General features: G+C 58.2%; 26 protein-coding genes. 12 read left to right on the forward strand and 14 right to left on the reverse strand.

Annotated features, from left to right (window positions below):
• Positions 1 to 42 precede the first annotated feature (42 nt).
• Together ACR3EQ_RS08040 and ACR3EQ_RS08045 are read right to left on the reverse strand one after the other, a co-directional pair.
• Positions 43 to 828, reverse strand: coding sequence for an inositol monophosphatase family protein (locus tag ACR3EQ_RS08040; protein WP_170609715.1), 786 nt, complete (start codon positions 826 to 828; stop codon positions 43 to 45).
• 108 nt (positions 829 to 936) lie between these two features.
• Complete coding sequence (locus tag ACR3EQ_RS08045) at positions 937 to 1,842, reverse strand: LysR family transcriptional regulator (protein WP_170609713.1); 906 nt, start codon at positions 1,840 to 1,842, stop codon at positions 937 to 939.
• 94 nt (positions 1,843 to 1,936) lie between these two features.
• Between ACR3EQ_RS08045 and metF the strand changes: the two genes are divergently transcribed.
• Both metF and ACR3EQ_RS08055 read left to right on the forward strand, forming a co-directional pair.
• Entirely contained in the window at positions 1,937 to 2,803 is an 867-nt protein-coding gene (gene metF / locus ACR3EQ_RS08050; RefSeq protein ID WP_480490296.1) for a methylenetetrahydrofolate reductase [NAD(P)H], read from the forward strand.
• Between the two features lie 214 nt (positions 2,804 to 3,017).
• The gene (locus ACR3EQ_RS08055; protein WP_480441832.1) at positions 3,018 to 3,704 is read left to right on the forward strand and encodes a J domain-containing protein; all 687 of its coding nucleotides are present in this window, start codon (positions 3,018 to 3,020) and stop codon (positions 3,702 to 3,704) included.
• Positions 3,705 to 3,773: 69 nt separating this feature from the next.
• On the opposite strand, the gene ACR3EQ_RS08060 is transcribed toward ACR3EQ_RS08055, so the two are convergent.
• A complete protein-coding gene (locus ACR3EQ_RS08060) occupies positions 3,774 to 4,292 on the reverse strand; it encodes a YHS domain-containing (seleno)protein (protein ID WP_170609709.1) in 519 nt (172 codons plus the stop codon).
• Between the two features lie 251 nt (positions 4,293 to 4,543).
• Between ACR3EQ_RS08060 and yghU the strand changes: the two genes are divergently transcribed.
• Positions 4,544 to 5,422: a glutathione-dependent disulfide-bond oxidoreductase gene (gene yghU, locus ACR3EQ_RS08065; protein ID WP_480490298.1), complete on the forward strand. Its 879-nt coding sequence runs from the start codon at positions 4,544 to 4,546 to the stop codon at positions 5,420 to 5,422.
• A gap of 45 nt (positions 5,423 to 5,467) precedes the next feature.
• On the opposite strand, the gene ACR3EQ_RS08070 is transcribed toward yghU, so the two are convergent.
• Together ACR3EQ_RS08070 and ACR3EQ_RS08075 are read right to left on the reverse strand one after the other, a co-directional pair.
• A complete protein-coding gene (locus ACR3EQ_RS08070) occupies positions 5,468 to 6,256 on the reverse strand; it encodes an SseB family protein (protein ID WP_480490300.1) in 789 nt (262 codons plus the stop codon).
• Entirely contained in the window at positions 6,249 to 6,836 is a 588-nt protein-coding gene (locus tag ACR3EQ_RS08075) for a uracil-DNA glycosylase family protein (protein ID WP_170609703.1), read from the reverse strand. The genes ACR3EQ_RS08070 and ACR3EQ_RS08075 overlap by 8 nt, the downstream gene beginning before the upstream one ends.
• Positions 6,837 to 7,061: 225 nt before the next feature.
• On the opposite strand from ACR3EQ_RS08075, the gene ACR3EQ_RS08080 reads away from it, so the two are divergent.
• The 4 genes from ACR3EQ_RS08080 to ACR3EQ_RS08095 are packed head-to-tail and all read left to right on the forward strand — an operon-like array spanning position 7,062 to position 11,633.
• Positions 7,062 to 7,721 (forward strand): ABC transporter ATP-binding protein, encoded by a 660-nt coding sequence (locus ACR3EQ_RS08080; RefSeq protein ID WP_170609701.1) that lies wholly within the window; start codon positions 7,062 to 7,064, stop codon positions 7,719 to 7,721.
• Positions 7,699 to 9,282 carry a KpsE/RkpR family capsule polysaccharide export protein gene (locus tag ACR3EQ_RS08085; RefSeq protein WP_480490302.1) on the forward strand — a complete coding sequence of 528 codons (1,584 nt, stop codon included), beginning with the start codon at positions 7,699 to 7,701 and terminating at the stop codon, positions 9,280 to 9,282. Before ACR3EQ_RS08080 ends, ACR3EQ_RS08085 begins: the two co-directional genes overlap by 23 nt.
• A 5-nt stretch (positions 9,283 to 9,287) precedes the next feature.
• Positions 9,288 to 10,121: a 3-deoxy-8-phosphooctulonate synthase gene (kdsA, locus tag ACR3EQ_RS08090; protein ID WP_170619476.1), complete on the forward strand. Its 834-nt coding sequence runs from the start codon at positions 9,288 to 9,290 to the stop codon at positions 10,119 to 10,121.
• A gap of 15 nt (positions 10,122 to 10,136) precedes the next feature.
• The gene (locus ACR3EQ_RS08095) at positions 10,137 to 11,633 is read left to right on the forward strand and encodes a phosphomannomutase/phosphoglucomutase (protein WP_480490304.1); all 1,497 of its coding nucleotides are present in this window, start codon (positions 10,137 to 10,139) and stop codon (positions 11,631 to 11,633) included.
• A gap of 54 nt (positions 11,634 to 11,687) precedes the next feature.
• Here the strand turns inward: ACR3EQ_RS08095 and ACR3EQ_RS08100 are convergent, their stop codons facing one another.
• Positions 11,688 to 13,643 (reverse strand): AsmA family protein, encoded by a 1,956-nt coding sequence (locus tag ACR3EQ_RS08100; RefSeq protein WP_480490306.1) that lies wholly within the window; start codon positions 13,641 to 13,643, stop codon positions 11,688 to 11,690.
• 98 nt (positions 13,644 to 13,741) lie between these two features.
• Here ACR3EQ_RS08100 and rimO point away from each other — a divergent pair, with 98 nt between their 5' ends.
• Positions 13,742 to 15,130, forward strand: coding sequence for a 30S ribosomal protein S12 methylthiotransferase RimO (rimO, locus tag ACR3EQ_RS08105; protein WP_170816735.1), 1,389 nt, complete (start codon positions 13,742 to 13,744; stop codon positions 15,128 to 15,130).
• 97 nt (positions 15,131 to 15,227) lie between these two features.
• On the opposite strand, the gene ACR3EQ_RS08110 is transcribed toward rimO, so the two are convergent.
• Entirely contained in the window at positions 15,228 to 15,416 is a 189-nt protein-coding gene (locus ACR3EQ_RS08110) for a hypothetical protein (protein WP_170609689.1), read from the reverse strand.
• A gap of 228 nt (positions 15,417 to 15,644) precedes the next feature.
• Between ACR3EQ_RS08110 and ACR3EQ_RS08115 the strand changes: the two genes are divergently transcribed.
• Positions 15,645 to 15,887, forward strand: coding sequence for a CDGSH iron-sulfur domain-containing protein (locus ACR3EQ_RS08115; RefSeq protein ID WP_170609687.1), 243 nt, complete (start codon positions 15,645 to 15,647; stop codon positions 15,885 to 15,887).
• Here ACR3EQ_RS08115 and ACR3EQ_RS08120 read toward each other — a convergent pair.
• From ACR3EQ_RS08120 to ACR3EQ_RS08140, 5 genes are all read right to left on the reverse strand, one after another.
• Entirely contained in the window at positions 15,870 to 16,148 is a 279-nt protein-coding gene (locus ACR3EQ_RS08120) for a DUF6455 family protein (protein ID WP_170609685.1), read from the reverse strand. The two genes, ACR3EQ_RS08115 and ACR3EQ_RS08120, sit on opposite strands and share 18 nt — an antisense overlap.
• Positions 16,148 to 16,417 carry a DUF6455 family protein gene (locus ACR3EQ_RS08125; protein ID WP_170609683.1) on the reverse strand — a complete coding sequence of 90 codons (270 nt, stop codon included), beginning with the start codon at positions 16,415 to 16,417 and terminating at the stop codon, positions 16,148 to 16,150. The genes ACR3EQ_RS08120 and ACR3EQ_RS08125 overlap by 1 nt, the downstream gene beginning before the upstream one ends.
• Positions 16,418 to 16,432: 15 nt before the next feature.
• A complete protein-coding gene (locus ACR3EQ_RS08130; protein ID WP_170609681.1) occupies positions 16,433 to 16,684 on the reverse strand; it encodes a DUF6455 family protein in 252 nt (83 codons plus the stop codon).
• Between the two features lie 69 nt (positions 16,685 to 16,753).
• Positions 16,754 to 17,122: a YigZ family protein gene (locus ACR3EQ_RS08135; RefSeq protein ID WP_170609679.1), complete on the reverse strand. Its 369-nt coding sequence runs from the start codon at positions 17,120 to 17,122 to the stop codon at positions 16,754 to 16,756.
• Entirely contained in the window at positions 17,119 to 17,826 is a 708-nt protein-coding gene (locus ACR3EQ_RS08140; protein ID WP_170805241.1) for a M48 family metalloprotease, read from the reverse strand. Before ACR3EQ_RS08140 ends, ACR3EQ_RS08135 begins: the two co-directional genes overlap by 4 nt.
• 120 nt (positions 17,827 to 17,946) lie before the next feature.
• On the opposite strand from ACR3EQ_RS08140, the gene ACR3EQ_RS08145 reads away from it, so the two are divergent.
• On the forward strand, positions 17,947 to 18,195 hold the full coding sequence (locus tag ACR3EQ_RS08145) for a hypothetical protein (protein WP_170609675.1): 249 nt from the start codon (positions 17,947 to 17,949) through the stop codon (positions 18,193 to 18,195).
• Here ACR3EQ_RS08145 and ACR3EQ_RS08150 read toward each other — a convergent pair.
• Complete coding sequence (locus tag ACR3EQ_RS08150; protein WP_170609673.1) at positions 18,183 to 18,458, reverse strand: DUF167 domain-containing protein; 276 nt, start codon at positions 18,456 to 18,458, stop codon at positions 18,183 to 18,185. The two genes, ACR3EQ_RS08145 and ACR3EQ_RS08150, sit on opposite strands and share 13 nt — an antisense overlap.
• 134 nt (positions 18,459 to 18,592) lie before the next feature.
• On the opposite strand from ACR3EQ_RS08150, the gene ACR3EQ_RS08155 reads away from it, so the two are divergent.
• Positions 18,593 to 19,171 carry a nitroreductase family protein gene (locus ACR3EQ_RS08155; RefSeq protein WP_170609672.1) on the forward strand — a complete coding sequence of 193 codons (579 nt, stop codon included), beginning with the start codon at positions 18,593 to 18,595 and terminating at the stop codon, positions 19,169 to 19,171.
• Positions 19,168 to 19,866, forward strand: coding sequence for an EI24 domain-containing protein (locus ACR3EQ_RS08160; protein WP_170609670.1), 699 nt, complete (start codon positions 19,168 to 19,170; stop codon positions 19,864 to 19,866). Before ACR3EQ_RS08155 ends, ACR3EQ_RS08160 begins: the two co-directional genes overlap by 4 nt.
• A gap of 3 nt (positions 19,867 to 19,869) precedes the next feature.
• Here the strand turns inward: ACR3EQ_RS08160 and ACR3EQ_RS08165 are convergent, their stop codons facing one another.
• Positions 19,870 to 20,145 carry a DUF1467 family protein gene (locus ACR3EQ_RS08165; protein WP_170609668.1) on the reverse strand — a complete coding sequence of 92 codons (276 nt, stop codon included), beginning with the start codon at positions 20,143 to 20,145 and terminating at the stop codon, positions 19,870 to 19,872.
• Between the last annotated feature and the right edge of the window lie 6 nt (positions 20,146 to 20,151).

Below are 20,151 nucleotides of genomic sequence, written 5' to 3' on the forward strand. Positions count from 1 at the left end.
GGGGCGCGTCATCGAAAATTTCGCTGTGGCGGGAATGTTCCGTTATCCCCGGATCACCTTGGCGAAACTGTCAAAGATCGGCTCGTTGGCGCAGATGACTTCGCCATCGGACAGAATTTCGCCCTCAGGGTCCAGCGCCTGAACCAGCCCACCCGCTTCTTTCACGATGATGATGCCTGCGGCCAAATCCCAGGCGTTCAGGCGGCGTTCCCAAAACCCTTCGTACCGGCCAGCCGCGACATAGGCCATGTCCAGCGCAGCGGCACCCCAGCGGCGTACGCCGGCGCACACCGGCATCAGCCGGGCCAAATCCTGCAACGTCGCGGGCAAATCCGACCGCCCGCCAAACGGCAGACCCGTAGAAAACACGGATTCGATCATGCGGTGCCGGCCCGAAACCCGGATACGGTGGTCATTCATCCATGCGCCTTCGCCCTTTTCGGCAAAGAACATCTCGTCCTTGGCCGCATCGTAGATCACACCGGCGACGATCTTGCCCTTGTGTTCCAGCGCGATGGAAATCGCCCAGTGCGGAAGGCCGTGGAGAAAGTTGGTTGTGCCGTCCAGTGGGTCCACAATCCAACGACGGGTCGGATCTTCGCCGTCGATCGAACCGCCCTCTTCGGCCAGCCAGCCATAGGTCGGACGCGCGCCGAGCAGTTCCTCTTTCAGGATCGCCTCGGCTGCAATATCGGCCTTGGAAACAAAATCTCCGGCACCCTTCATCGACACCTGCAGGTTTTCGACTTCACGAAAATCCTTGACCAAAGAACGCCCCGCCTTACGCGCGGCCTTGATCATGATGTTGAGATTTGCACTGCCAACCATTGTGTATGGGCTCCTGTCCGGTCAAACCGCGCGTATACTGATGCATTGCGCCGTTGCCAAGAGGGTTGATGCGCATAGCAGCCCCACAGCTTGCGCCGTGGCTTGGACCTATTGCGCCTGAAGCCTGCGTGCCTCGGTCCGGGCCAGATTGACCAGTTCCTGCACAAACGGTTTTTCCAGATCTTCTGACCGGACCGCCGCGTACAATCTGCGCGTGATCCCTTCGCTGGTCAGGGGCCGGGTGACGTAGTCCGAGTTGTACTTGACCTCGCGCACAACCCAGTCCGGCAGAACCGAAATACCGCGGTTTGAGGCCACCAGCAGCAGGATGACGGCTGTCAGTTCCACCTGCCGGATCGATGCAGGCTCCACACGGGCGGGTATCAGCAACTGGCTGAACACGTCCAGCCGCGTGCGTTCGACCGGATATGTGATCAGGGTCTGACCGCGAAAATCCTCGGCCTCGATAAATTCCTTTTGCGCCAACGGATGGGCCGAGGCAGCGACGAAAACTGCGTTGTAGTCGAACAGTTCCACGAACTCGACACCCGGCAGGTCCTCGGGGTCGGAAGAAACAACCAGGTCGACCTCTTCTTTCTGCAAAGCCGGAAGCGCGTCAAAGGCCAGGCCCGGGCGAATGTCCACGTCGACATCTGCCCAGGATTTCCGGAATGATTCCAGCACCGGAAACAGCCATTCGAAACAGGCGTGGCATTCGATTGCGATATGCATGCGCCCGGTTCGCCCGTCCCGAAGCGATGAAAACTCGTGCTGGGCTGCCTCAACCTGCGGCAGGATCTGTTCGGCCAGACGCAACAGGCGCACACCCGCCGCCGAAAGCTTCATCGGTTTCGAGCGGCGCAGGAACAGTTCAACACCGGCCTGATCCTCTAACCCCTTGATCTGATGGCTTAACGCAGACTGGGTAATGTTCAATTGATCTGCAGCCCGCGCCAGTCCACCGCAATCATGGATCGCCTTGATCGTACGAAGGTGTCGGAATTCAATGTGCATTGCTGTTCGACTCATGTTGTTCTTGAATTATATGAGTTTGTCTCACATAGCGGGACGTGGCACAAGGGATCCAGGTTGTTAAGACGAGGCCACGATGACCAAGCCAGATATCTCATTCGAGTTCTTTCCGCCGCAGACGCTCGAAGCTTCCTTTCGGTTGTGGGACACGGTTCACATTCTAGCACCGCTGGCACCACGATTTGTCTCTGTCACCTATGGTGCAGGCGGCACCACACGCGAACTGACACGCGATGCCGTGGCGACCCTGCACAAGTCGCTGGATCTTCCGGTGGCCGCGCACCTGACCTGCGTCGATGCCTCGCGTCAGGAAACCCTGGAGATCGCCGACACGTTTGCCCGCGCGGGCGTTCAGGACATCGTTGCCCTGCGCGGTGATCCGCCCAAGGGTCAGGATCAGTTCGTTCCGCACCCGGACGGGTTCGCAAGCTCGGTCGAGCTGATTTCCGCGCTGGCCGAAACCGAGATGTTCTCGATCCGTGTCGGCGCCTATCCAGATATCCACCCAGAAGCCTCCAACGCGCAGGCGGATATCGATTGGCTCAAGGCCAAACTGGACGCAGGCGCGGAAGAGGCCCTGACACAATTCTTCTTTGAGGCCGAAACCTATTTCCGGTTCCGCGACGCGTGCGAAAAGGCCGGCATCGACAAACCCATCGTGCCCGGCATCCTGCCCATCGAGAACTGGAAGGGCGTACGGAATTTTGCCCGCCGCTGCGGAACGCGCATTCCGGCCTGGGTCGAAAACGCTTTCGAAAAGGCCGTGCGTGATGATCGCGAAGACCTGCTGGCGACGGCAATGTGCACAGAATTGTGCTCGGACTTGCTGGAGGGCGGCGTGGACAAACTGCATTTCTACACGCTGAACCGCCCCGAGCTGACCCGTGATGTCTGCTTTGCGCTGGGAATTACGCCGAAAACTGAATTGCAGAACGTCGCCTGACCCGGTTGGCACGTTCCATTCTGCCCCTGTTTGGCCACCGCCAGACAGGGGCTTTTTTCGAAGGCTCCTTTATTTCAGACGGGATGCCCCTTCCGGGTGCGCCTGACGGACAATCCAAGATGGAATTGCCGCATTGTTCCCGCAACGCCTTAAATTTACCTGAAAATTTGACAAAGCCATGAAGCTGCTCAATGTGGTTTCAGTGTAGTGTTTAATGAGTGATTTGAGTATGGAGCCTGCTGACAAGATCAGGGCGCGCCAGGATGCTTTGGCACATCTCGGCCTGGACCCGTCTGCTAATTCCGATGACATCCGCGAGGCATGGAGACATATCGCGTTTCATGCCCATCCGGACCACACCGAAGGTGACAGTTCCGGCTTTGCCAATGCCAAGGCGGCCTATGATCTGCTACGCCGAGAGGGCATGGTTGCAAAAGGGACTGCCGGGTCAGCCGCCCGAAAGCCGCGCCGCCCGAAAATTCGCAAACGGGTCATCGAACTGGATGCAACCGCAATCGACGCCTGCCGGGATATGCTGCGCAACGTCCTGTCGCAATCGAAGGAATCAGATGCTGATCCGGTTTCCTCCGGGAAAGGTGCCCAATCTGCATTGTCCGACCACATCCCCGAGGCTGTCGGGTGCAATGGTCGGCATCTGACTTATTTTGTGACCTCCTCAGTTTGCGAAGGGGCAAACCGCGTGGCCCTGCCAACAACGGTCCTGGCCGGTTGCCGGCACGCCGAAACCGAGGTTTTGAGTTTTCAGTCGAAAGAGTCAGGCGCAGGAGAGGTTGTGGTTCCTGACGCAATCATGGCCCGCAAGTTCCCCGGCGCCAAAAGTGTCAGGATCCGGTTCGAATCCGATCAGCGCACACGCGACGACTATTGCATGGCAAGTTGAGCCCTTGCCGCAAAGCCAAAGCCCGGCATCGGTGGGGAGCCGGGCTTTGGTGTTTTAAACAGGTAAGGCTCAGTTTGTTACAGGGCCTTCCGAAGTGAACTTTGGGATTACACTGGTCGAGGCGGCGTCGGGTTCGATACCCGGCCAATTGCCTTCGGCCAGATTGATGTTGCCAGGCACGTCCTCTTCCCAGAACCCGACCACAACATCGGTGATGTTGAGGTACAGCTTGTCATCCACGATGCGCCACAGGTTCGGATTGCCCGGAACCTTGCCGCCTTTGGAAACGCCATAGGCGCAATGTCCGTCATATTGCGGAGCGTAATAGGCAGGATTTTCAAGGAACTTGTCGCGGTTTTCTGCGGTTGAAAAGGCCCACGTGGCACCATTGTAACCTGCCGTGAAGTTTGCATTGCCGCGAACGGCTTCGGGCTGAGACTGCCCGACCGGAACCTGATCCAGGCCGCGATAAGCGACAACGTCGTAGCCAGAGACGGCAAATCCGGTTCCGTCAATATACTGATCGCCGGCAAAGGCGGGCACGGCCAGGGTCAGCGCGGTGGCAAGGGACAAGGCAAAGCGTTTCATGTCATAAATCCTATTGGGTCCGGGGTTAGCAGGATCGCCCGTTTTGCGGGTCTGGTCAGAGAATAGGCAATACACGGTCAAAACATAGCCCCGCTCGCGCCGCTGTGAGGTTGAATGAGATTTCGTGACGGGTTTTGCAGCCATTGTTACAAAACAGACCTGTTGACCGGGGTTGGACTCTGCCGACTGCAATATTAGCTGTTGGGATGTCGGACAATTCCTCCCACTTTGCTGAGAAAGGCAAGATAGAGATGAGCGAGCAACCCACCTATAAACCCCCGAAGGTCTGGACATGGGACAGCCAAAGCGGCGGACAATTCGCCAATATCAATCGCCCGATCGCAGGCGCGACCCATGACAAGGACCTTCCGGTCGGACAGCATCCCCTGCAGCTTTATTCGCTGGCCACGCCCAACGGGGTCAAGGTCACTGTCATGCTGGAAGAACTGCTGGCGCTGGGGCACAAGGGTGCCGAATACAATGCGTGGCTGATCAATATCGGTGAAGGGGATCAGTTCAGTTCAGGATTTGTCGAGGCCAACCCGAACTCGAAGATCCCGGCCCTGTGGGACCGGTCGGGTGACAAGCCGGTGCGCGTGTTCGAAAGTGCCTCGATCCTGTTCCATCTGGCCGAGAAATTCGATGCGTTTCTGCCCAAGGAAGGGCCTGAACGCACGGAAGTCATGAGCTGGGTGTTCTGGCAGATGGGAAGCGCGCCCTATCTAGGCGGCGGGTTCGGCCATTTCTATGCATACGCGCCAGAGAAATGGGAATATCCGATCAATCGGTTTGCAATGGAAACCAAGCGGCAATTGGACGTGTTGGACCGGGAACTGGCCAACAAGACCTTTATCGCGGGCGAAGACTATACCATTGCCGATATGGCAATCTGGCCGTGGTACGGGCAACTGGTTCTGGGCCGCCTTTACAGCGCAGCCAAGTTCCTGGACGTTGAGTCCTACAAGAACCTGATGCGTTGGGCCAAGGCGGTCGATGCGCGGCCCGCGGTACAGCGAGGCCGTATGGTCAACCGGGCCTTTGGCGAGCCGCACACGCAGTTGCACGAGCGTCACGACGCCAGCGATTTCGAAACCCGGACGCAGGACAAACTGGAACCTGCCGCCGAATAGTCTTGCCGCCCTGCCCGTCACGGTAGGGAGCATCCGGCTAGCGAATTACTTCTGAATTGGCGGCCGTTCGGGATCACTACCGGGCGCAGAGCGCCCGACATCACGCTTTTCGGGCTGCGGCAGGTCAAACCGCAGCCCGACTTTTTCCAACCTTAACGTGACTTGGTCCCCGGGCGCGAAAAAGCCGACATCCATCGCGCCAGCTTCGATTCCGGAAAATGTCAGCGCTTCGGACGCGGCTTTGGCAAGGGCCGGTTCTGCGCCCTCGACCGCCCCGACAAAACCCAGCAAATGACCAGATGCTCCGCTGGCCGATCTGGTTCCGGCCAGGAAAGCAGCCTGCGCCAACCCCACCGCCGTCGCCAGTTTGGTATCAAGGGCAGTCAGCAGTTCATCCGTTAGACCCGCCGGGGGAAGGAACTCGGCGAGTTGTTCCTGAACCTCTTGCGGGGAATGCTGAAGGGTCTCCGTCAGCCATCCCAAAGCCTCTGGCGGGATCAGCATCGAGGACGGAGCGACCTCGAGGTTGAGCCCCAGACCAATTCGCTGCCCTGCCAGCAGCGATGACAGAACCCGTCCGGACAGGGCGACATAAGGAACGGGACGATCTGCAAACCGGGCAAGCCGGTCTTCGCGATCAAACGCCAGCACAAAACGTCCGTCCGCCACATCGAAAACCTCGGGCGAGACGTTATCGTCCCGCGCTTCTTCCGTCAGCAGCAGGAACAGTTCAGCGTCTGCCAGCCGTTCAAAGAACTTCAGCCGGGCTGCGTCATCCTGTGGGGCAGCCTCCATCGCGGAATGGGCGGCATCCAAGGCCGTTGTCTCAGTCATTCAGAACCTCTTGCACCCTGGCGCGCAGAACCGGCAGCAGGTCTGCCTCGAACCAGGGGTTCTTTTTCAGCCATGCCGTATTGCGCCAGGACGGATGAGGCAAGGCAAAGACCTGCGGCGCGTGGTCTCGCCAGTTCCGAACCGTCTCTGTCACGGACGTACGCGTGCCCAGATGGTAGGTATGGGCATGGGCACCGACCAGAACGGTCAGCGGAACCGCTCCCAATGCCTGCATGACTCTGTCATGCCAAGTCTCGCCACAGATTGCGGGCGGCGGCAGATCGGCCTTGCGCGCATCATAGCCGGGGAAACAGAAAGCCATCGGAACGATTGAAACACGGGATCGGTCATAAAACACGCTCTCATCAATCCCCAACCAGTCGCGCAATCGGTCGCCCGAAGGGTCTGTGAAGGGACGACCTGAGTCATGCACCCGCGCGCCCGGTGCCTGTCCTGCAACAAGGATCGGCGTTCCAGGACGGAACCAGACTACCGGGCGTGGCTCATGCGCGGTCTGCGTCGCGGCAAAACGCGCTTCGCAGATCCGGCAGGACCGGATTTCCTGGGCAAGAGTGGTCATCTGGTGGCAGCACTTCCTGAGACAGGTTTCCAAACGGGCTTCGCTGAAAGATAGAGACCGCGCGCGCCTGCGCCAACTGCCGTTATATCACAAAAGCCACAGCACCTTGTGGGGCGCATTGATCATTTGTTTCACAATTCGACATAATGTAGCCAACAAGAACTCGTAAACGATGCGTTCTTTCATTGAGGAAAGACCACAACTCCGAAGCGAAACAGGCCAGCAATGCTTGAATTCGAAAATGTCAGCAAGTCCTTCTGGACCGGCACCCGGCGCAAGGTGATCCTTGATCGTGTTTCCTTTCGGATCGAACTTGGCCGCTCGGTTGGGATACTTGCACCCAACGGAACCGGAAAAACCACACTGATCAACATGATGGCCGGTCTGGAAAAACCCGACGAGGGGGTGATCCGCCGCGAATGCAAGGTGTCCTTCCCAATGGGGTTTACCGGAGGGGTTTCCGGCAAGATGTCGGCGCTGGAAAACTCGCGCTATATCGCAAAGATCTACGGCATGGACCCCGACTATATCGAGGCATATTGCCAATGGCTGTGCGGTCTGGGCGAATATTTCAACCAACCGCTTGCGACCTATTCATCCGGCATGCGGGCCCGGTTCACGTTTGCGCTGATGCTGGCGCTGGACTTCGACATGTACCTGATAGATGAGGGCATGCCCGCCACAACCGATGTCGAATTCAACAAGAAAGCGGGCTCGATCCTGAAAGAGAGATTGCGCACCACAACGCTTGTGATTGTGTCGCATTCTCCAACCACTCTGGAAAAATTTGCGCGTCAGGCAGCGGTTCTAGTGGACGGGCAGCTTTACATGTTTGAAACCTTGGAAGAGGCAAAACAGTTATATGACTACCAAACCCAAGGCTAGAAAATACAACTGGCGCCGAAAACGCCAAGGCGAAGGTACACCAGATGCGCGCGCAGATGCGATTTCGCGTATTCGAAGTGCGACTCAACCACCCGAAGCGGCCAACAGTAAACAGCCCGGAACTGAACTGGACGAAATCAAGCGCGAGGGGCTGACCGGGCGCCAGTTGCGCATGGCACGACGGCTGGCACAGAAGAACGGGCTGGCGGCCACGTCGGATTATGACGCGGTTCGCCTGTTGCGCAAAAAGGGGATCGACCCTTTTCAGGGCAACAACCTGCTGGATCTGGCGGCTGCGGGTAACAAGGACGAGCAGGGCACGGCTCAGGTCGAGGACAAGGTAACGGTCCACCTGCCGCAAACTGTCGGAGATAAATCCCATCCCCTGCCCGGCCCGGAGTGGAGCCCGACCGAACGGCGCAACTATGAGATCAGCCAGATCCAGAAAGAGGTCGCCCGGCGTCGCAAACGGAAATTGTTTACCCTGTTTGCCCGCCTGGCTGCGTTTGTGCTGCTGCCCACATTTGTTGTGGGGAATTATTTTTACCGCGTAGCGACGCCGATGTATGCCAGCGACTCGGCGTTTTCGATCCTGCAGGCAGATGGTGGCGGCGGTTCGATTGGGGGCCTGCTTTCCGGAACGCAGTTTGCGACAGCACAGGACTCGGTCGCGACGCAGGAGTTTCTGGAATCCAAGGATGCCCTGCAACGTCTTGAACGCGATACCGGCTTTGCTGAAATCTTTAAGCAGGACTGGATCGACCCGGTGCAGCGGCTGTCCCCCGACGCCAGCCTGGAAGAGACGTACAAACTGTACAAGCGCATGGTGACAATCGGCTACGACCCCACGGATGGAATCGTCCGGATGGAGGTCGCGGCCCCGGATCCGGATATCGCCGTTGATCTGTCGAACCGGCTGATTTCCTATGCCGAAGATACAATCAACGGCCTGACCGAACTGAAACGCGAAGACCAGATGCGGGACGCTATGAGGGGGTTTGAAACCGCCCAGGAAGAGCGGCGCAAGGCGCAGGAAAAGCTGATCGAACTGCAGCTGGAAGGCGCGGTGCTTGATCCCGAAAACGTTCTGGCGGGACTACGCGGCCGGATCAACGAGATCGAGATCTTGTTGCAGGACAAGGAACTGCAACTGGCCGCCCTTCTGGACAACCTGCGGCCCAACAAGGCCAAGGTCGATGGCGTTACTGCCGATATCGAACGGCTTGAAGTCGTGCTGGAGGAACTGAATGCCGAGATGCTGGATGCCTCGGCAGGCGAAAAATCGCTGGCGCGGCTGAGTGTCAGGATTCAGATGGCGCAGGCCGATCTGGCGGCGCGGGACATGATGCTTCAAACAGCCATGCAGCAAGTGGAAACAACGCGCACCGAAGCCAACCGTAAAGTTCGGTACCTGACAGTCTCGGTCAACCCCGTCCCCAGCCAGGAACCCAGCTATCCGCGCAAGTTCGAAAATACGATTTTGGCTTTCCTGTTGTTTGCTGGTATCTACCTGTTGATCTCGCTTACCGCGTCGGTCCTTCGTGAACAGGTATCCTCGTAAGACATATGAAACATGTAAAAATCTCCGACCTAACGGTTGGCAACGATCTTCCGCTGACCGTCATCGCCGGCCCCTGCCAGCTTGAAACCGCCGATCATGCCCAGATGATCGCACGCACCATGAAAGAAGCCTGCGATGCCGCAGGCGCGCAGTACATTTTCAAGGCCTCCTATGACAAGGCGAACCGCACCTCATTGTCTGGCAAGCGCGGCATGGGCATCGATGCCGGGCTGAAGGTGCTGGACGACATCCGCAGCTCGATGGGCATACCGGTACTGACGGATGTCCACACCGAGGCCCAGTGCGCAGTCGCGGCCGAGGCGGTGGATATTCTGCAAATCCCCGCCTTCTTGTGCCGACAGACCGACATGTTGCTGGCCGCTGGTGAAACCGGCAAGGCCGTCAATGTCAAAAAGGGTCAGTTCCTGGCGCCGTGGGAGATGGGTAATATCGTCGACAAGATCGAAAGCACCGGCAACCAGAACATTCTGCTGACCGAGCGCGGCACATCCTTTGGCTACAATACATTGGTGGCCGACATGCGATCACTGCCGCAAATGGCCAAAACCGGCTATCCGGTCGTGATGGATGCCACACATTCGGTTCAACAACCCGGCGGCAAGGGCGGCTCGTCCGGCGGGCAAAGGGAATTCGCGCCGGTGATGGCCCGTGCGGCGGTTTCGCTGGGCGTCGGCGCCGTGTTCATCGAAACCCACCAGGACCCGGATACCGCGCCGTCCGACGGCCCCAACATGATTCCGCTGGACCAGATGGGACAGCTGATTGCCACATTGATGCGTTTTGATGCGCTGGCCAAAGAAAACCCGATTCAGATTTAACGATTGAGAAGAGTTATGACCAAACCCACGCCTGAGGTGACCCCTAACACCTGGAGCTTTCTGCGCGATGCGATGATCAAACCCACCGGGTTTCGCGAATATGACGCCCGCTGGAAATACCCCGAGGAAATCAACCTGCCCGGCATGACCGCGCTTGGTCTGGGGCTAGGCACGCAGATGCGCAGACGCGGGATTGAACCGGTGATTGCAGTGGGCAACGATTACCGCGACTATTCTCTGGCGATCAAGAACGCGCTGATCCTGGGGCTGATGCAGGCGGGTATTCAGGTCAAGGATATCGGCCCGGCCCTTAGCCCGATGGCCTATTTCGCGCAGTTTCATCTGGACGTGCCTGCCGTGGCGATGGTCACGGCCAGCCACAACCCGAACGGCTGGACCGGCGTCAAGATGGGCTTTGACCGCCCCCTGACCCATGGTCCGGATGAGATGTCCGAGCTGCGCGATATCGTCCTGAATGGCGAAGGTATCCCGCATGAAGGCGGATCTTATGAATTCGTCGATGGCGTGAAAGAGGCGTATATCGACGATCTGGTTGGCGATTTCAGAATATCCCGCCCGCTGAAAGTTGTGTGTGCCACAGGAAACGGGACGGCATCGGCCTTTGCCCCTGAAATATTCGAGCGGATGGGCGTCGAGGTCGTGCCTAGCCACAACCGGCTGGATTACACCTTCCCGAACTACAACCCCAATCCCGAAGCCATGGAGATGTTGCACGACATGTCCGACACTGTGAAATCCAGCGGCGCCGATCTGGCGCTTGGGTTTGACGGGGATGGCGATCGATGCGGTGTGGTCGATGACGAGGGTGAGGAGATTTTCGCCGACAAGGTCGGCGTCATCATGGCCCGCGATCTGGCCAAGCTTTATCCCAATTCGACCTTCGTGGCCGACGTGAAGTCCACGGGTCTGTTCGCCAGTGATCCAGAGCTTCGGGCGTATGGCGTAAAGGCGGATTACTGGAAGACCGGCCACAGCCACATGAAGCGCCGCGTGAAAGAGATCAACGCCCTGGCCGGGTTCGAGAAATCGGGCCATTACTTTCTGGCTGAACCAATTGGTCGCGGCTACGACTGCGGCATGCGCGTGGCGGTCGAGATCTGTAAACTGATGGACCGCAATCCTGATCAAAGCATGTCTGACCTGCGCAAGGCGCTGCCAAAAACGTGGTCGACGCCGACCATGTCACCCTATGCAGCAGACACCGAGAAGTACGATATCCTGAACCGCCTGGTCGACAAACTGGTCGCCAAGGCCGACGCTGGCGAAAGTTTTGCCGGACGTGCGATCAAAGAGGTGGTTACCGTCAACGGTGCCCGTGTCATTCTGGACAACGGCAGCTGGGGTCTGGTACGCGCCTCTTCGAACACGCCCAACCTTGTTGTGGTTTGCGAAAGCAGCGAGAGCGAAGGCGAGATGCGCGCCATATTTTCGGATATCGACGCGGTCATCCGTACTGAACCGGGCGTCGGCGATTACGATCAGACCATCTGATGTAACAACCGGGGCGCGGGTCGCGCCCCGGGTATTTCTGACCGGGCCGTCATTTCAGTCCGCGCCCAGCAGTTTCAGAAGACCTTTTTTGGCCTCTTCCTCAAGCTTGTTCTTGATGGCATCTTCGATTTGGCCACTGTCCGTGATCGTTGTGTCCAGTTCGCCGCCGACTTTTTCAAAGACCTTCTGCTTGGCGTCATCTTCAAGCTTCTTGAGTTCTGCATCAGCCGCGGCCTCGATCACCTTGCTCAGGTCCGGCCGGATTGAGGGGTTGCTCCATGGCCCCTGTATCCGCACCGGCACGGCAATGCCCTGACCCGAATTTGCCCGCAATGCGACCGGGGTGAACAGGTAATCGATGTCCCGGGTACCCAGCCCGACGCGACCTTTTCCATCCGCCCGGTAGTTATCCAACAGCATCAGCAGATCGTTATTGGTCAGCGTGCCTTGATCCATGGTGAACATGGCCGACAAGCTGTTGAAAACCGTTGTGCCGCCCGTGCCCTGCCCCCGGCCCATCAGACGGTCGAGATCGATACCCGCGATAACCCCTTTGCCAACATTGACGCCCCCTTTCCCGCTGAGGGATCGCATGATCTGGTCTTCGGTTTGCCCGACGCCCAGAAACTCGAGCGTTCCCGATCCGGTGCCCGAAAGCCGTTCGATCCCGGCCAGCGTTGAGAGCATCTGCTTCAGGTCAATCCCGTCAGCCCTAAGGTTGCCGCCCACCGACAGCCCGTTCCGGTTGTTGACCACCATCTGCCCGTTCAACTGTCCTGAGAACAAGGTGGCCGGGTGCATTTGAAACACAGCCCGCGCGCGATCAAGGCTCATGGTCAGATCGCTTTGGCCGAATGTCATTCCAGGAACCGCAATCGAGGTGGCCGTCAGGCGGATATTGCCGTTGGCCAAAGCCAGGGCTGATGCATCAATCGGGTCTTTGGACCAACCCGTGTCAGGCGCAGATGCACTGGTTGCTCCACCACCGGTGGAGGCATCGGTGCCAGTAATCTGAGACAGATCCAGATCACCCGCGCTCAGCCGGGCCGTGATCTGAGGCGGATCGGAAATGACAATGTCCGCCTCGCCAGTCAGGCGGTTGTTGTCCAGAATTGCGGTCATATCCCGCAAGGCGACCCGGCCGTCGCTGGTATAGGTCATCTGACCGGATACATTCGCCACGCGCCCCAGCCCCTGCGGCACATAAGTTCCGGCCCGCCCGAAGGCCGCCAGCATTTTCTCGGTGCTTGACGACTGGACCTCAAGCTGGCCGTCCATTTCCCCGGCCAGGTTGACCCGTCCGTCAAACCCGATCTGACCACCCGGCGCCGCAAGCAGCAATTCCAACGCGGTCACGTCTCCAGACGAAAATGCGGGTAGGTCGGGTATTTTCAGATCGACCTTCACGGTGCCGCCGGGCACCGCCATGCTGGCCTCCATCACCATTGGAGCGGTGACTTCGGGCCAACTGGCCGACAAATCGACATTCGCGAAATCCATCGTTGTGACACCGTTTTCGACGTAGATCAGCCGCACACGGGTCAGTTCCAGAAACTCCAGCGTGACCGTGCCAGCTTCGGCATCCGGCGCAGATCCCCCGGGATCGCCACCCAAAGTGGCAGCCGTCGCTGTGCCAAGTTCCCAGTTTGCGCGCCCATCCGACACTTCCAGTCGAAGAACCGGGTTTTCTGCCACGACCCGTTTGATCCTGATGTCACCGGACAACAACGCCGCTGCATCGACACCGAACATCAGGCGTTCCGCGCTCAGCATTGGTTCTGGTCCGGCCCATGCAACGTTACCAAAGGTGACGGGCCCGGTTTCCATTCCGAGAACCGGCCAGAAGGACAGGTTCACGTCTCCGGACAGGTTCAGGTCGCGACCTGTCTGCGCCCGAACCTGCTCGGCCAGAATCGACCCCAGTTTTTCGCCCGGCATCAGCAGCAACGCGCCAATCACCAGCCCGATTACGGCAACGAATACGAACAGGATCCGCAACAACCACTTCATCTTTCTGCTCTCCGCCTTTTTGGCTTTTCTTTGCTTGGGATCATTCAAATCAAAAGCGGGATTTGCAAGGGGAAGCGTTCCCCACTATATGCCGCGCCATGAGCACGAACCCGCCAAACCTCCGCCCCGACCTGGCGCCTGCCGCCCGGATCACCGATACGCCCCGTCCGAACCAGCCGACCATCGGTATGGTGTCCTTGGGCTGCCCCAAGGCTTTGGTCGATAGCGAGCGTATCCTGACCCGTCTGCGTGCCGAAGGGTACGGCATTTCGCCCGATTATTCAGGGGCCGATGCCGTCATCGTGAACACATGCGGGTTCCTGGACAGCGCCAAGGCAGAATCGCTGGATGCAATCGGCGAAGCGTTGGTGGAAAACGGCAAGGTCATCGTGACGGGCTGTCTAGGCGCGGAACCGGACTACATCCGCGAGCATCACCCGCGGATCATGGCCGTCACCGGCCCACATCAATACGAACAGGTGCTGGATGCCGTGCATTCCGCTGTTCCGCCCGATCCGGACCCGTTCGTCGACCTGATGCCCGCCTCGGGCGTCAAACTGACACCACGCCACTACAGCTATCTGAAGATTTCGGAAGGCTGTAACCACAAATGCAAATTCTGCATCATCCCTGACATGCGCGGGAAACTGGCCAGCCGCCCCGCCCATGCGGTGCTGCGCGAGGCGGAAAAGCTGGTTGAAAGCGGTGTGCGCGAGTTGCTGGTAATCTCGCAGGACACCTCGGCCTATGGGCTGGATCGCAAATACGACGTCAACCCGTGGAAAGACCGCGAGGTACGCAGCCACATCACCGATCTGGCGCGCGAGCTGGGACAGCTGGAAGCCTGGGTGCGGCTGCATTACGTCTATCCCTACCCGCATGTGCGCGAACTGATCCCGTTGATGGCGGATGCTGGTTGCAATGTATTGCCCTATCTGGACATCCCCTTTCAGCACGCCCATCCGGATGTTCTGAAACGCATGGCCCGCCCGGCCGCCGCGGCCAAAACACTGGAAGAAATCGCCGCATGGCGCGCGACCTGCCCCGACATCACCCTGCGTTCGACCTTTATCGTGGGTTATCCGGGCGAGACAGATGCCGAATTCCAGACCCTGCTGGACTGGATGGACGAAGCCCAACTGGATCGCGTTGGCTGCTTTCAATACGAAAACGTAGACGGTGCCCGGTCCAACGACCTGCCGGATCACGTTCCTGCTGACGTCAAACAGGACCGTTGGGAGCGATTCATGGAAAAGGCACAGGCAATTTCAGAGGCCAAGCTGGCGGCCAAGGTTGGTCAGACGATTGAGGTCATCGTCGACGAAATCGACGAAGACGCCGCCACATGCCGCACGAAGGCAGACGCGCCCGAGATCGACGGCAACCTGTTCATTGACGAAAACTTCGAAACCCTGAAACCGGGCGACATCGTTTCTGTCGAGGTCGACGAGGCCGGAGAGTATGATTTGTGGGGAAAACTGGCCTGACCAAAAGACGTCAATCGCCGTGACGACCGGCAAATGGTACATTCAGATCAGGGCACGGATTTGCAGGCGGCCCTGAAAAGGACCGCCTGCGAAAGGCTTATTGGGAAACTGGATTACAGACAGTCTGACCCGCTTCGGTTGTGGCCAGTTCATAACCTGCCGGACAGCTCGGAGAACCGTATTTGTCATAGTCAGGCTGGATATAGACCGGGGCCGGCTCTTCCTGCTGAGAGCAGGCGGTCAGAATAAGGGCAAACGCACCTACGGCTGCGAGTTTCAGTTTCATGTCCGTCAATCCTCTATTACTTTTCTGATATTGCCCGGTTTTTCGGGCCAATCTCAGAATAAGAGTTGGCGGGCGTTCTGGCAACTAAACAGATCACAAATTCGTTATTTCGGGCAGAGTTACGCTGGTAAAGACGACCACGAGCGCTGAAAATTCCACAACCGCTACCCTTTTCAGGCCTATGTTCTAAACTATTGAAATGACATCAGCCAACAACGGAGCAGCCAAATGTCCGACAGCCCGATCATTGCCCAGAAAGGCCCTTATCCGGTCGAAGTGACCGAAGGTAAAAGCTATTTCTGGTGCGCCTGCGGTACGTCCAAGAAACAACCTTTATGCGACGGATCTCACAAAGGAACCGGGCTGGAGCCGGTGAAATACACTGCCGAAGCAACAAAGAAGGTTTTCTTCTGCGGCTGCAAGCAGACATCGAAACCGCCATTGTGCGACGGCTCACATTCGCGTCTGTGAAGACTTTCTAAGCGCCTCAAGAGCAGAGGCGTTTGCGCAGAAATCAGGCGCCTTTTCCGGTGTGGACTGCTGCGTTGCCAGCCATAACTCACATTTGCTGCTGCAATCCGCTGCCCGGCACCGAGTAACGATTTCGGCAAATCCGTGGGGCGACAGTTTCCCTTCGGCCATCGCATCCGAGAACGAAACCCCGATGATCCGTGCGGTCGATCGGGTAAGCCAGAAGTGCTTGTCGATATCTCCAAGTCTGTCCGAAGCCATCACTTGCATCCTTTTTGCCGGGCTTTCAGCACCGCAAACTGAGCCTTGTTCATACAGATTTCAGGGGCGTTGGACGCGTCTTCGCAACGGTCCAGCCATTCAGGACAAGCACTGGCCCAGCTACAGCCCCGGCATCGCTGCACCATGTTGCTCCAGTCCCGCTGGGTCAGGTGCCCGCCCTTATGCGCTGCGGCGATGTCTACGCCGGTCGCCTGTCCCATGCGCAGGACCAGTCGAAGATGGGTCATGATGTGTCCCAGTGGTGACATGGTACATCCGGCCGCTCAGGGTTTCAGTTTGTTCAGCAATTCCTGATTTCGGCAGTATTCCGGCGTCTGGCTTGTGGCTACCGCTTTGGTCAGGAAGTTCTCGCAATGGCCGGGATTGGGGCAATCGGTGCAGCGCAGAACGGCATCGGAAATCGCGTCGATCGAAACCTGGCCAGCGATGGCGGCTTCTTCCAGATCAACTCCGACAGTTGTGGCCATCTGGTCCAGAAGACCGGCATGGCGTCGCAATGTGTTACGGCTGAGCATTACGCATCCTTTCCCGTTCGCGTTACAAGAAAGGATATCGCACCCGTTCGCGTCAGCCTTTGACCCAGGTCAAGGTGCTGGCGCCTGATGATCCAGATAGGCGCGCGTCGCATCCTGCACGCGCCGGAAGCGGTCGCCCCCCAGTTTTTTCCCGCCGTACCAGCGCGTTACTACGATCAGATGGCTGTCCAGACCTGCCCGCTCCATCATTCGCAGTATCACCATTCCGGCCCCGCTTTCGCCGTCATCCGCTTTGAGCGCACCGGTCGGCAGTACCGCAGCCCAGGTATTGTGCGTGGCTTTTGCATAGCTCTTGTCAGATTTCAGCTCACTCAAAACCGCATCGATTTCATCCCGGGTCTTAACTGGCGCACCGGATACCGCATATTTCGAACCGCGATCTGTCAGGATAACGCCCATCCGGACAAGCGATGTCATGGGGTCAGCCCCAGTTGCCGGGCGGTTTCCTGAACTATCTGCACACGCTGCGCGTTAGGTGGATGGGTGCCAAGAAACTTGTCACCCGGATCAGGAATGCGATTGAAATACACTGCCCCTACCAAGGGGTTGTATCCCGCCCTATAGGTAATGACGGTGCCCAGTTGATCGGCCTCAAGCTCGAAATCCTTAACATAGGCCTGCACACCGACCTGTGCCCCCAGTTTCTGCCAAGCTTCAACATCAGCGTCATCTCCTCCGTCGAGGCGCGCGAGGTCACCGAAAATCACCGCGCTCTCCTGCGAATTGTTCGACTGCCTGGCAAGGTGACCCAAAACGTGATGCGCGGCCTCGTGCCCCATGACAAACGCCAGTTCGTCGGCGTTCTTTGCTGAATTGATCATGGTCTGTGTGAAAATGATCACCGGTTGCCCGTCATCATCCAATGTCTGAAACGCGTTTTCTGGGGCCCGTGGGTTCAGATCAACCATGATCGTAAAGTCGCAGTTCCGGTTGCCCGACTGTCGCAAGCATTCAGTGCGCGCCGCTTTGCCGACTGCTCGGCTGATTTCGCGGAACTCTGCGGACGAGACCTGAGAACCCGGGCTTTCGCTGTCCCAATCCTCGGCAGGCAAAACGCGCAAAGTACCGCCTTCGCAGGCCGCCAGCAGAACAGAAACCAGCAAAAATATCAGGCGGCGCATCAGTAATCCTTTGGACCGGTCATACCGTATCGCAACCATAGCGTGCCATGCCGGGAACGGCCACGTCTGATTGGCAGTCAATGGGTTGCATTACCTGCGTCGGCCCTGCACTTTGCCTTTATGTTTTCGATTGAGCATGAATTCGACTCGACGGTCATTACCCTGGTGGACGAAGGCGAAAAGCCTTTGAACGAAGATGTCGTCATCAACAGTTTCGCAGAATGTGTGACGCTTGAACAATTGGATCCGCGCACGGACCAGGTTCAGAAAATTACCCTGTCACCCGAACAGGTGCGCGACTTGGCGGCGGCGCTAGACCTGCCTGAGGGGGTCTATCAGATACGCGAAACGCCACCTCAGGGATCATAGACAAAGGTTTTGTCACGAGCGGTCTGACCGTGCTTCAGGATCAAGGCAGACGCCGAAATCCCCATGGAGCGTGCCAAAAGATTACGAACCGCCTTGTTTGCCCTTCCGTCTTCAGGTGCGGCGGTGACACGGACACGCAGAGTGGTGCCGTCCACCGCAATGCTGTCACGCGCTGCTTTTGGAGTAACCCTGACCGAAATCTGTTTGCCCGGCACGGCAAGTGCGCTCAGATCCGGTAAATTTCGTAGTTTTGCTTTGGCCATCCTGCTTCCCTGTTCGCAACACCCTTGCATGAACGGGGACAGAGTGAAATTGATCTGACACCAAAACAGCTTGCCCTTGAATCAGAGGCAGTGCCACCCAAGATACAAACTGCCTATGTAAAGGAATTTAACATATGCCTCTCAAGAATCAGGCTGCTCTGGAGTTTCTGCAAATCCGCCGCTCACGTCCGGCCAAAACGCTGATTGCACCGGCCCCGACGCGGGAAGAGCTGATGCCTCTGCTTACGGCCGCGGCTCGCAGTCCGGATCATGGCAAGCTCGAGCCCTGGCGTTTTCTTGTGTTGGAAAAAGGGGCGATGGCCCGTCTTTCGGAGCTGACCGGGGACTGCGGCGCTCGACTGGGGAAATCGCCTGAAGATATTTCCAAGGCCCGCAGCCAGTTCGACATGGGTCATCTGGCCGTCGCTGTGATCGAGGTTCAGAAACCATCGGAAAAAATTCCCGCCATCGAGCAGACCTACTCCGCCGGAGCGGTCTGTCTGGCGCTTTTGAACGCGGCGCTGGCCGCCGGCTGGGGCGCGAACTGGCTGTCAGGCTGGCAAGTCCATGACCGCAAGTTCTGCAAGGACGCTCTGGGCCTGGCCGATCACGAGCGTGTAGCGGGCCTGATTCACATCGCGACAGAAGGAGCGGAACCACCGGAGCGCCCGCGCCCGGATGTGATGGCACTGACGCAATGGGTTGTTGAATGATTATTTTTCAGTCGTTCTTTCTGGCGCTCGGCCAGATCGGAGATCCGAGATTCCGCAAGGTCCTGCTGCTGGGCGTCGGCTTGACTTTCGCATTGCTGGTCGTGGCTTATGCCGGTTTCCTGTGGCTTATCAATGCGCTTGTCGGCGACCAGGCCACTTTACCCTTGCTGGGAGAGGTCACGTGGCTGAACGATCTGCTCAGTGTCTCCTCGCTGCTGTTGATGATGGTACTGTCCGTGTTTCTGATGGTGCCCGTCGCCTCGGCCATCACGTCGATGTTTCTGGATGAGGTCGCGCAGGCCGTCGAGGACAGGCACTATCCCAATCTGCCACCGGTTGCAGGAATTCCGGTAGCCGAGGCGTTGAAGGATACAGTGAACTTTTTGGGCGTTCTGATCGCGGCCAACCTGCTGGCGCTGGTTCTATACGTGATCTTCACGCCGCTTGCCCCGTTTATCTTCTGGGCGCTGAACGGATTCCTGTTGGGGCGTGAATACTTCACTCTGGCAGCGATGCGCAGGCTGGGCCGCGATGGCGCGCGCAAGCTGCGCGCCAAGCATTCCGCAACCATCTGGATAGCCGGCACGTTGATGGCAATTCCGCTGTCAGTGCCGCTTGTAAACCTGCTGATCCCCATTATCGGAGCAGCCACGTTCACGCATATCTACCATCAACTGTCAGCCACGGACTTGTAAGGGCTATCCCTGGCGGTCAAGCTGGTTCAGCCAGTCGAAATCCTGCACCGAGATCACGCCGGACACGATGATACCGGCGATGATGGCCCACAGGACGGCCGAAATCCCGGTGGTGATCCACATCTTTTTCTTCATGTGATGCACTTCCGGAGCACCCGCATGGGTGCCCGGAACGATCTCGCCCAGATCGCCCTGCGTTTTGATCCGGATGGGCAACACCACCAGCAAGGTCATGAACCAGATGACCGCAAACAAAACAATCGCTGCCGTGATCGTCATATCAGA

Source organism: Ruegeria sp. AN11, assembly GCF_056536005.1.

Coding starts and splice junctions, on each gene's coding strand:
- ACR3EQ_RS08120 (WP_170609685.1), bottom strand. CDS start 16,148: ATGGCTTCGGACAGACTTGGAGATATCGACAAGCACTTCTGGCTTACC.
- metF (WP_480490296.1), top strand. CDS start 1,937: ATGACCAAGCCAGATATCTCATTCGAGTTCTTTCCGCCGCAGACGCTC.
- ACR3EQ_RS08140 (WP_170805241.1), bottom strand. CDS start 17,826: ATGCGCCGCCTGATATTTTTGCTGGTTTCTGTTCTGCTGGCGGCCTGC.
- kdsA (WP_170619476.1), top strand. CDS start 9,288: ATGAAACATGTAAAAATCTCCGACCTAACGGTTGGCAACGATCTTCCG.
- ACR3EQ_RS08075 (WP_170609703.1), bottom strand. CDS start 6,836: ATGACCACTCTTGCCCAGGAAATCCGGTCCTGCCGGATCTGCGAAGCG.
- ACR3EQ_RS08095 (WP_480490304.1), top strand. CDS start 10,137: ATGACCAAACCCACGCCTGAGGTGACCCCTAACACCTGGAGCTTTCTG.
- ACR3EQ_RS08150 (WP_170609673.1), bottom strand. CDS start 18,458: ATGGCCAAAGCAAAACTACGAAATTTACCGGATCTGAGCGCACTTGCC.
- ACR3EQ_RS08040 (WP_170609715.1), bottom strand. CDS start 828: ATGGTTGGCAGTGCAAATCTCAACATCATGATCAAGGCCGCGCGTAAG.
- ACR3EQ_RS08045 (WP_170609713.1), bottom strand. CDS start 1,842: ATGCACATTGAATTCCGACACCTTCGTACGATCAAGGCGATCCATGAT.
- rimO (WP_170816735.1), top strand. CDS start 13,742: ATGAGCACGAACCCGCCAAACCTCCGCCCCGACCTGGCGCCTGCCGCC.
- ACR3EQ_RS08160 (WP_170609670.1), top strand. CDS start 19,168: ATGATTATTTTTCAGTCGTTCTTTCTGGCGCTCGGCCAGATCGGAGAT.
- ACR3EQ_RS08060 (WP_170609709.1), bottom strand. CDS start 4,292: ATGAAACGCTTTGCCTTGTCCCTTGCCACCGCGCTGACCCTGGCCGTG.
- ACR3EQ_RS08115 (WP_170609687.1), top strand. CDS start 15,645: ATGTCCGACAGCCCGATCATTGCCCAGAAAGGCCCTTATCCGGTCGAA.
- ACR3EQ_RS08080 (WP_170609701.1), top strand. CDS start 7,062: ATGCTTGAATTCGAAAATGTCAGCAAGTCCTTCTGGACCGGCACCCGG.
- ACR3EQ_RS08070 (WP_480490300.1), bottom strand. CDS start 6,256: ATGACTGAGACAACGGCCTTGGATGCCGCCCATTCCGCGATGGAGGCT.
- ACR3EQ_RS08135 (WP_170609679.1), bottom strand. CDS start 17,122: ATGACATCGCTTGTCCGGATGGGCGTTATCCTGACAGATCGCGGTTCG.
- ACR3EQ_RS08085 (WP_480490302.1), top strand. CDS start 7,699: ATGACTACCAAACCCAAGGCTAGAAAATACAACTGGCGCCGAAAACGC.
- ACR3EQ_RS08110 (WP_170609689.1), bottom strand. CDS start 15,416: ATGAAACTGAAACTCGCAGCCGTAGGTGCGTTTGCCCTTATTCTGACC.
- ACR3EQ_RS08145 (WP_170609675.1), top strand. CDS start 17,947: ATGTTTTCGATTGAGCATGAATTCGACTCGACGGTCATTACCCTGGTG.
- ACR3EQ_RS08155 (WP_170609672.1), top strand. CDS start 18,593: ATGCCTCTCAAGAATCAGGCTGCTCTGGAGTTTCTGCAAATCCGCCGC.
- ACR3EQ_RS08055 (WP_480441832.1), top strand. CDS start 3,018: ATGAGTGATTTGAGTATGGAGCCTGCTGACAAGATCAGGGCGCGCCAG.
- yghU (WP_480490298.1), top strand. CDS start 4,544: ATGAGCGAGCAACCCACCTATAAACCCCCGAAGGTCTGGACATGGGAC.
- ACR3EQ_RS08130 (WP_170609681.1), bottom strand. CDS start 16,684: ATGCTCAGCCGTAACACATTGCGACGCCATGCCGGTCTTCTGGACCAG.
- ACR3EQ_RS08125 (WP_170609683.1), bottom strand. CDS start 16,417: ATGTCACCACTGGGACACATCATGACCCATCTTCGACTGGTCCTGCGC.
- ACR3EQ_RS08100 (WP_480490306.1), bottom strand. CDS start 13,643: ATGAAGTGGTTGTTGCGGATCCTGTTCGTATTCGTTGCCGTAATCGGG.
- ACR3EQ_RS08165 (WP_170609668.1), bottom strand. CDS start 20,145: ATGACGATCACGGCAGCGATTGTTTTGTTTGCGGTCATCTGGTTCATG.